The sequence below is a fragment of the Falsiroseomonas oryzae genome, from assembly GCF_027856955.1.
Lineage (GTDB): Bacteria > Pseudomonadota > Alphaproteobacteria > Acetobacterales > Acetobacteraceae > Falsiroseomonas > Falsiroseomonas oryzae.
The window spans coordinates 1-8,874 of record NZ_JAPSMD010000217.1; the positions used below are offsets into that span (position 1 = coordinate 1).

Sequence of the window (8,874 nt, forward strand, 5' to 3'; positions counted from 1 at the left end):
CCGCCGCGCTGGCGCTGGCGCCGCTGCTGCTGGCCGCACCGGCCGCGGCGCAGCCCGCCCAGCCCTCCCCGCCGCCGCAGGAGGATTGCGGCTGCGGCGTTCCCGCCAGCCCGCGAGGCCCGCGATGACCACCCTCGAACGGCGCACGACCGACATCCTGGTCCTCGGCTCCGGCGGCGCCGGGCTGCTCGGCGCGCTGCATGCCAAGGCCGCGCGGCCGGATCTGCGCGTGACCGTCGCGGTGAAGGGCCTGCTCGGCAAGTCGGGCTGCACCCGCATGGTGCAGGGCGGCTACAACGTCGCCCTCGCGCCGGAGGATTCTGCCGAGCGGCATTTCATGGACACGATCCATGGCGGCGGCTGGCTGAACGACCAGGACCTGGCCTGGACGCTGGTAACGGTAGCGCAGCGCCGCATCCGCGAGCTCGAGAACCGCTGGGGCTGCTTCTTCGACCGCAACGCCGACGGCACCATCCACCAGAAGGCCTTTGCCGGGCAGACCTTCGACCGCACCGTCCACAAGGGCGACCTGACGGGCATCGAGATCATCAACCGCCTGGCCGAACAGACCTGGGCGCGCGGCATCGAGCGGATGGAGGAGCATCGCGCGGTGGCGCTGCTGCCCGCGCGCGACGGATCCCGCCTGGCCGGCGTGCTGCTGGTGGATGTGCGCAGCGGCGCGCTGGTGCTGGTGCAGGCGAAGGCCGTGCTGCTCGGCACCGGCGGCGGGCCGACCATGTACACCTACCACACGCCATCCGGCGACAAGTCCTGCGACGGCATGGCGATGGCGCTGCGCGCCGGCCTCGCGCTGCGCGACATGGAGATGGTGCAGTTCCACCCGACCGGCGTTCTGGCCGGGCCGGGCACGCGCATGACCGGCACCATCATCGAGGAAGGGCTGCGCGGCTCCGGCGGCTACCTGCTCGGCGGCGACGGGCAGCGCTTCATGCACAGATACGATCCGCGCAACGAACGGGCGACGCGCGACATCGTCTCCCGCTCCATGTACCGTGAGATGCTGGCGGGCAACGTGAACGAGGCCGGCGGCCTCTGGATCGAGATGGCGCATCTCGGCCCGGACCGCGTGCGGCGCGAGTTCAAGGGCATGGTGGAACGCTGCGCCGACATGGGCTTCGACCTGGCCGGCGGCCGCGTGCCGGTGGTGCCGACCGCGCACTACATGATGGGCGGCGTGGTGTTCCGCCCGGATGGCGCGACCGCCCTGCCCGGCCTGTTCGCGGCCGGAGAGGACACCGGCGGCGTGCATGGCGCGAACCGGCTGGGCGGCAACGGCGTCGCGAACTCCACGGTGTTCGGCGGCATCGCCGGCGACAGCATGGCCGCCTGGGTGCCGCGCGAGGGCGCCATCGAGGACCCCGACCCGGCCGCGCTGGAAGCTGCGCTGGCGCTGGTGCACGCGCCCTTCGCGCAGCCCGCCGCGCCGCTCTCCCCCATCCGCGACGCGCTGCACGCGCTGATGTGGGAGAAGGCGGGCATCCTGCGCGACGCACCGGGCTTGGCGGAGGCCGCGCGCGGGCTCGACGCGCTGGAGGCCGAACTGGACCGGACCGGGGTGGATGGCGGGGCGCGCGCCTTCAACCTGGCCTGGCACGACTGGCTGAACCTGCGCTCCCTGCTGCTGGTCAGCCGCGCCATCGTGGCCGCCGCGACCGCGCGGGAGGAGAGCCGTGGCGCGCATTGGCGCGAGGACTTCCCGCAGACCCGGGACGCGGCGGCAGGCCTTGCCTCCACCGTCACGACGCTCGGCGGGGATGGCCGCATCGCGCTGGCCTGGCAGCCCGTGGCGTTCAGCCGCGTACGCCCGGGCGAGAGCCTGCTGGCGGCGGTGGCCGCGGAATAGTTCACGCGGGGCCGGGCAACCCGGCCCCGCGCCACCCCGTTCCCCCACCGGCGCCGCGGATTCGTGGCCGCAGCATCGGAGGACCGGACGGATGGACGAGATCACCAGGCTGATGACGGAGCAGCTCCGCGACGCCTACAGCGCGGAGAAGCAGGCCCTGCGCGGCATGCAGAAGATGATGAAGACCTCGACGAATGAGAAGCTGAAGCAGGGCTTCCAGATGCACATCGAGCAGACCGAGGTGCAGATCGAGCGGGTGGAACAGGCGCTGGAGCGGCTGGGCGGCAAGCCCGGCCGCAAGGTGTGCGAGGCGATGCGCGGCCTGATCGAGGAGGCCAACCACGAGATGGGCGACCACGACAAGGGCCCGATGATGGACGTGGTGATCATCGCCGCCGCCCAGCGCATCGAGCACTACGAGATCGCCGCCTACGGCACGATGGTGGCGCTGGCCAAGGCAGCGGGCCAGGACGAGATCGCGAAGCTGCTCGGCCAGACCCTGGCCGAGGAGAAGATGACCGACGAGAAGCTGACCGAGGTGGCCGAGCGGGAGGTCAACCCGACCTTCATCCGCGAGGCGCGCGCAGAGGCGGAGGAGGCGGAGAGCGCCAACGAGAACCGGCGCGGCGGCAGCCGGCGCAAGGTGTCGTGACGGCGTCGCGCGGAAAGGTGTCGTGACGGCGTCGCGATGCGCTTGACTTGCGCGGGAGCCCCTTCCTAGCCTGCGGGCCAGGGGCTTCCGCGATCGCCCCGTGAGGCCACGGCCCAAGCATCGCGTCCACCACCCGTCTCGGATGGACGCTCATGCCCAACACCATTGCACCGCAACAGCTTGCCCGCCGCATCGGGCTGCCCGATGCGCCTGTGCTGATCGACGTGCGGACGGCGGAGGATGCCGCCGCCGACCCCCGCCTGCTGCCCGGCTCGATCCGGCGCGACCACCGTGACGTCGCCGCCTGGGCGGAGGCGTTCCGCGGCCAGGCCGTCGTCACGGTCTGCCAGCAGGGCTTGAAGCTCAGCGAGGGCGCCGCCGCCTGGCTGCGCCATGCCGGCGCCCGGGCCGAGGTGCTGGAGGGCGGCTTCGCCGGCTGGGCCGCCGCCGGCCTGCCGCTGGTCGCGGCGGACCGCATCCCGCCGCGCGACGCGGAAGGCCGCACGCTCTGGGTCACTCGCGCGCGGCCGAAGGTGGATCGGATCGCCTGCCCCTGGCTGATCCGCCGCTTCCTGGATCCCTCCGCCGTCTTCCTCTTCGTGGCGGCGGCGGAGGTCCTGGCCGTGGCGGAGCGCTTCGGCGCCACGCCCTTCGACGTGGATGGCGTGTTCTGGAGCCATCGCGGCGAGACCTGCACCTTCGACACGATGCTGGCGGAGTTCGGGCTCTCAACCCCCGCGCTCGACCGCCTGGCGGTGATCGTGCGCGGCGCGGATACCGCCCGGCTCGAGCTGGCGCCGCAATGCGCAGGCCTGCTGGCCGCCTCGCTCGGCCTGTCGCGCCAGTACCGCGACGACCTGGCGCAGCTGGAGGCAGGGATGGCGCTGTACGACGCCTTCCACCTCTGGTGCCGCGACGCTACGGAGGAGACGCACAACTGGCCGGGACCCAGGGCGGGCTGATGGACACGCCGACGCACACCACCGCCTTCCCGACCTTCCGGGAGGCGCTGCAGGTCTGGACGCGGATCGGGCTGCTGTCCTTCGGCGGCCCGGCCGCGCAGATCGCGCTGATGCACCGGGAGGTGGTGGAGGAACGGCGCTGGGTCAGCGATGCGCGGTTCCTGCATGCGCTGAACTTCTGCATGCTGCTTCCGGGGCCGGAGGCGACGCAGCTTGCCACCTATCTCGGCTGGCTGATGCATGGAGTGAAGGGCGGCATCGCGGCCGGGCTTCTGTTCCTGCTGCCCGGCATCGCAGTGATGATGGTGCTGTCGCTGATCTACGCCACGCTCGGCAACGTGCCGGTGGTGGCGGCGCTGTTCTTCGGCCTGAAATGCGCCGTCCTGGTGGTGGTGGTGGAGGCGCTGATCCGCGTCGGCCGGCGCGCGCTGAAGGGCGCGGTGCCCTGGCTTGTGGCGGCGCTGGCCTTCGTGGCGCTGTTCGCCTTCGACGTGCCCTTCCCCATCGTCGTGCTCACCGCCGCGCTGGTCGGCTACCTGCTGCCGCAGGCCTTCGCCGGGGCGGGACACGGCGCGGCGAAGGACGGCCCGCCCGCGCTGCTGGACGCGGTGCTCGTCACCGATCCGGACCGGCCGCAGCGCATGGCGGGCACGGCGAAACGGGCGGGGCTGGTGGCCGTGGCGCTCTGGGTCTGGCCGGTCGCCATGCTGATGGGGGCCGGCACCTTCGGCGACATCGCCTGGTTCTTCTCCAAGATGGCGGTGGTGACCTTCGGCGGCGCCTATGCCGTGCTGGCCTATGTCGCGCAGGAGGCAGTCGAGGGCTATGGCTGGCTGACCGCCTCCGAGATGCTGGCCGGCCTCGGCCTGGCGGAGACCACGCCGGGCCCGCTGATCCTGGTGCTGCAGTTCGTGGGCTTCCTGGCGGGCTACCGGGACTCCGGCGTGCTGGGCGGCTTCGCCGGCGCGCTGCTGACGGTGTGGGTCACCTTCGCGCCCTGCTTCGCCTGGATCTTCCTCGGCGCCCCCTATGTGGAGCGGCTGCACGGCGCGGCGCGGCTGAAGGGCGCGCTGGCCGGGGTGACGGCGGCGGTTGTCGGCGTGATCGCCAACCTGGCGGTCTGGTTCGGCCTCAGGGTGGTGTTCGAGCGGGTGGAGCCGGTGGCCATCGGCCCGATGCGCCTCGGCCTGCCCGACCCGCTCTCCCTGGTGCCGGATGCGCTGGCGCTGACGGCGCTGGCGGCGGTCTGCCTCTTCGTGCTGCACCTAGGTCTGGTGCGGACGCTGGCCGTGACGGCGGCGGCGGGCTTCGCGGCGCGCACTGTCCTCGGCTTCTGAGGCGCGCCGCTGACGACAGGGCGGCAAGGCCCGGAGGCCCGGACCGGGTCGCCCGAGATGCAAGGCGCCCGGCCGGCGCGCTTGCGCCGGGGGGACGGGCGGACTATACGCCGCCCTCCCCGCGCCGTGGCTCCCTGGACATGCCCGGCCGGCCCAGCCCCCCCGCCGCATGGTGCGGCCCCCGGTTCCGCCGGGGCGCAAGGTGGGGGGCCGCGACCCCGACAGGAGGGCCAAATGTCCAAGATGAAGACGAAGTCGAGCGTGAAGAAGCGCTTCCGACTCACCGCGACCGGCAAGGTCAAGGCTGGCGCCGGCAACAAGCGCCACTGCCTGACCGCCAAGACCACCACCATGAAGCGCCAGAACCGCGGCATGTTCGTGCTGGACAAGCAGGACGGCGATACGGTGAAGCAGTGGCTGCCCTACGGGCTGGATCGCTGAGCGGAGGGGTCTGAGAGATGGCACGCGTCAAGCGGGGCGTCACCAAGCACGCTCGTCACAAGAAGGTCCTCAAGCTCGCCAAGGGCTATGTCGGCCGGTCCTCCACCGCCTATCGCCCCGCGCTGGAGCGGGTCGAGAAGGCGCTGCAGTACGCCTATCGCGACCGCCGCAACAAGAAGCGCGAGTTCCGCGGGCTGTGGATCCAGCGGATCAACGCCGCGGTGCGGGAGCACGGGCTGACCTATTCCCGCTTCATCGCCGGGCTGAAGGCCGCGGGCGTCGAGATGGACCGCAAGGTGCTGGCCGAGATCGCCTTCGACGACGCGGCATCCTTTGCCGCCATCGTCGAGAAGGCGAAGGGCGCCCTCCCCGCGCAGGCCTGATTCGCCGCAAGGCGATCGGGACTTCCAGAACGACAGAGGGCCGCTCCTCCGGGGGCGGCCTTTTGCTTATCCGGGACGGATCATGAGCGACGATCTTCAGCTTCTCCGCACCGAGACGGAAGCCGCGCTGGCCGCCGCCGCGGATCTCCGCGCGCTGGATGCGGTGCGCGTCGCGGTGCTCGGCAAGTCGGGCAGCCTGTCGGGGCTGCTGAAAGGGCTGGGCCAGGTGCCCGCCGAGCAGCGCAAGGAACGGGGCGCCGCCCTGAACAGGCTGAAGGCGGAGATCGAGGCGCTTCTCGAGGTCCGCCGCAGCGCGCTGGAGGAGGCGGAGCTCGACGCCCGGCTGAAGGCGGAGCGCGTGGACGTGACCCTGCCACCCCGCCCCTTTGCGCCCGGCACCGCCGCGGATGGCGGCATCCACCCGATCAGCCGCACCATCGAGGAGCTGACGGCGATCTTCGGCGCCATGGGCTTCCGCGTGGTGGAAGGCCCGGACATCGAGAGCGACTGGCACAATTTCGGCGCGCTCAACATCCCGGACCACCACCCGGCGCGGCAGGACCACGACACCTTCTACATGCCCGGCACCGACCCAAACGGGCATCGCCGCGTGCTGCGCACCCAGACCAGCCCGCTGCAGATCCGCACCATGCTGGCGGAGCCGCCGCCGATCCGCATCATCGCGCCCGGCCGCACCTATCGCGCCGACCACGATGCGACGCACTCGCCCATGTTCCACCAGGTCGAGGGGCTGGTCATTGATCGTGGGATCACCCTCGGTCACCTGAAGGGCTGCCTGGTGGATTTCCTGCGCGCCTTCTTCGGCATCGCGGACCTGCCGGTGCGCTTCCGCGCCAGCTACTTCCCCTTCACCGAGCCCAGCATGGAGGTGGACATCGGCTGGAACCGCAGGACCGGCGAGCTCGGCGGTGGCGGCGACTGGCTGGAGATCCTGGGCAGCGGGATGGTGCACCCGAAGGTGCTGGCCAATTGCGGCCTCGACCCGCGGGAGTGGCAGGGCTTCGCCTTCGGCATGGGCATCGAGCGCATCACCATGCTGAAGCACGGCATGCCCGACCTGCGGCCGTTCTACGAATGCGACCTGCGCTGGCTGAAGCACTACGCGGCGGACCCGCTGGCGCCGGCCTCGCTGCATGAGGGGGTGTGAGATGGCTGGCACGGTCGCTCGCGCCCCCACCCGCCCTCGCTTCGCTCGGGCACCCTCCCCCGCTGCGCGGGAGAGGGATCGTCGTCACGGCCTGATCCCTCTCCCGCTGGTCGGGGTGGGGGCGCGCCTGCCCTGCCCATTCTCGGCGCCTGAAGGCCTGGTCCCATGAAGTTCACGCTGTCCTGGCTGCGCGAGCATCTCGAGACCGAGGCCTCGCTGGAGCAGATCACCACCACCCTCTCCGCCATCGGCATCGAGGTCGAAGGCATCCACGACCCGGCGGCGGAGCTCGCGATGTTCCGCATCGCCCGCGTGATCGAGGCGGTGCAGCACCCGAATGCCGACCGGCTGAGGGCGCTGCGCGTGGATCTCGGCGACGGCAAGGAATACTCGGTGGTCTGCGGCGCGCCGAATGCGCGCACCGGCATGGTCGGCGTCGCCGCCCTGCCTGGCGCCTACATCCCGGGCACCGGCATCACGCTGAAGGTGGGCGAGATCCGCGGCGTGAAGTCGGAGGCGATGATGCTTTCCGCGCGCGAGATGGGCCTCGGCGACGACCATTCGGGCATCGTGGACCTGCCGGCCGACGCGCCGGTCGGTGCGCGCTATGTGGACTATGCCGGCCTCGACGACCCGGTGATCGAGATCAAGGTGACGCCGAACCGCGGCGACGCGCTCAGCGTTCGGGGCATCGCGCGCGACCTGGCGGCGGCGGGCCTCGGCACGCTGAAGCCGTGGGACGTCGCGCCCGTCACGCCGGCCTATCCGTCGCCGCTGCGCTGGCGCATCGAGGATCCGCGCGCCTGCACCTGGGTGCTCGGCCGCGCGGTGCGGGGCGTCAGGAACGGCCCGAGCCCGAAGTGGCTGCAGGAGCGGCTGACGGCGATCGGGCTGCGCCCGATCAACGCGCTGGTGGACGTGACGAACTTCTTCACCTTCGCCTATGGCCGGCCGCTGCACGTCTTCGACGTGGCCAAGGTCGCCGGCCCCGACCTCTCCATGCGCATGGCCCGCGCCGGGGAGGAGCTGGTCGCGCTGAACGGCAAGAGCTACGAGCTCACCGAGGAGGACGGCGTCATCGCCGACGCCAACGGCGTGGAGGCGCTGGGCGGCGTGATCGGCGGCGAGCATTCCGGCTGCGACGAGGGCACGACGGAGTGCTTCATCGAGTGCGCGCTGTTCGACCCCGTGCGCATCGCGCTGTCGGGCCGGCGGCACGACGTGCGGACGGATGCGCGCAGCCGCTTCGAGCGCGGCATCGATCCCGCGCTGCTGCCCAAGGCATTGGATGCCGCGACGCACATGATCATCGAGCTCTGCGGCGGCGAGGCCTCCGAGGTCTCGGCGGCCGGCGCGGAGCCGGCCTGGGCGCGCAACGCGACGCTGCGCTTCGAGCGGATCAGGAACCTCGGCGGGCTCGACCTGCCGGATGACGAGGCGGTGCGTCGGCTGACGGCGCTCGGATTCTGCACGGTGGCGCGCGAGACAGACCGCGTCACCGTCGCCGTGCCGCCCTGGCGCAACGATGTCGCCGGTGCCGGCGCGCTGGCGCAGGACAGCGCCCTGCCCGCCGATCGCGCGAAGGCCGCCGCGGAGGGCTGTGCCGCGGTCGAGCCGGAATGCGACCTGGTGGAGGAGGTGCTGCGGCTCGGCGGGCTGGATGCCGTGCCGGCCGTGTCGCTCCCGCTCGCCTCGCCGGTGCCGCGGCCGGCGCTGAGCGCGAAGCAGGCGCGCGCGGCGCTGGCGCGGCGGGTGCTGGCAGCACGCGGGATGCAGGATTGCGTGACGTACGGCTTCCTGGCGCGCGGCCAGGCGGCGCTGTTCGGCGAGACGCCGGACAGCCTCCAGCTGGAGAACCCGATCGCCTCCGACCTCGACCAGATGCGCCCGACGCCGGTCGCCTCGCTGGCGATGGCGGCAGCGCGCAACGCGGCGCGCGGCTTCGCCGACGTGGCGCTGGCCGAGATCGGCGGGGCCTATCGCGACCCGGCCAACGGCAGCAGCCAGCTGGCGGTCGCCGCCGGCCTGCGGGCCGGCCTGACCGGCGCGAACTGGGCCGCGCCGGCG

General features: G+C 72.3%; 8 protein-coding genes. All 8 read left to right on the forward strand.

Going from position 1 to position 8,874, the window contains the following annotated elements; genetic code table 11:
- The first annotated feature begins 124 nt into the window (after window positions 1-124).
- On the forward strand, window positions 125-1,864 hold the full coding sequence (locus OZN99_RS18880; protein WP_270936816.1) for an L-aspartate oxidase: 1,740 nt from the start codon (window positions 125-127) through the stop codon (window positions 1,862-1,864).
- A 91-nt stretch (window positions 1,865-1,955) separates the two neighbouring features.
- Window positions 1,956-2,516, forward strand: coding sequence for a ferritin-like domain-containing protein (locus OZN99_RS18885; protein WP_270936817.1), 561 nt, complete (start codon window positions 1,956-1,958; stop codon window positions 2,514-2,516).
- A 152-nt stretch (window positions 2,517-2,668) separates the two neighbouring features.
- Window positions 2,669-3,478 carry a sulfurtransferase/chromate resistance protein gene (locus tag OZN99_RS18890; RefSeq protein ID WP_270936818.1) on the forward strand — a complete coding sequence of 270 codons (810 nt, stop codon included), beginning with the start codon at window positions 2,669-2,671 and terminating at the stop codon, window positions 3,476-3,478.
- Complete coding sequence (chrA, locus tag OZN99_RS18895) at window positions 3,478-4,815, forward strand: chromate efflux transporter (protein WP_270936819.1); 1,338 nt, start codon at window positions 3,478-3,480, stop codon at window positions 4,813-4,815. The genes OZN99_RS18890 and chrA overlap by 1 nt, the downstream gene beginning before the upstream one ends.
- A 234-nt stretch (window positions 4,816-5,049) precedes the next feature.
- Window positions 5,050-5,256, forward strand: a complete 207-nt coding sequence (rpmI, locus tag OZN99_RS18900; protein ID WP_270936820.1) for a 50S ribosomal protein L35 — start codon at window positions 5,050-5,052, stop codon at window positions 5,254-5,256.
- 17 nt (window positions 5,257-5,273) lie between these two features.
- Complete coding sequence (rplT, locus tag OZN99_RS18905) at window positions 5,274-5,639, forward strand: 50S ribosomal protein L20 (RefSeq protein ID WP_270936821.1); 366 nt, start codon at window positions 5,274-5,276, stop codon at window positions 5,637-5,639.
- An 82-nt stretch (window positions 5,640-5,721) separates the two neighbouring features.
- Window positions 5,722-6,807 (forward strand): phenylalanine--tRNA ligase subunit alpha, encoded by a 1,086-nt coding sequence (gene pheS / locus OZN99_RS18910; RefSeq protein ID WP_270936822.1) that lies wholly within the window; start codon window positions 5,722-5,724, stop codon window positions 6,805-6,807.
- Window positions 6,808-6,972: 165 nt separating this feature from the next.
- Window positions 6,973-8,874: phenylalanine--tRNA ligase subunit beta (pheT, locus tag OZN99_RS18915; RefSeq protein ID WP_270936823.1), on the forward strand; the 1,902-nt coding region annotated here is incomplete at its 3' end.

Coding starts and splice junctions, on each gene's coding strand:
- OZN99_RS18880 (WP_270936816.1), top strand. CDS start 125: ATGACCACCCTCGAACGGCGCACGACCGACATCCTGGTCCTCGGCTCC.
- chrA (WP_270936819.1), top strand. CDS start 3,478: ATGGACACGCCGACGCACACCACCGCCTTCCCGACCTTCCGGGAGGCG.
- OZN99_RS18890 (WP_270936818.1), top strand. CDS start 2,669: ATGCCCAACACCATTGCACCGCAACAGCTTGCCCGCCGCATCGGGCTG.
- rplT (WP_270936821.1), top strand. CDS start 5,274: ATGGCACGCGTCAAGCGGGGCGTCACCAAGCACGCTCGTCACAAGAAG.
- rpmI (WP_270936820.1), top strand. CDS start 5,050: ATGTCCAAGATGAAGACGAAGTCGAGCGTGAAGAAGCGCTTCCGACTC.
- OZN99_RS18885 (WP_270936817.1), top strand. CDS start 1,956: ATGGACGAGATCACCAGGCTGATGACGGAGCAGCTCCGCGACGCCTAC.
- pheS (WP_270936822.1), top strand. CDS start 5,722: ATGAGCGACGATCTTCAGCTTCTCCGCACCGAGACGGAAGCCGCGCTG.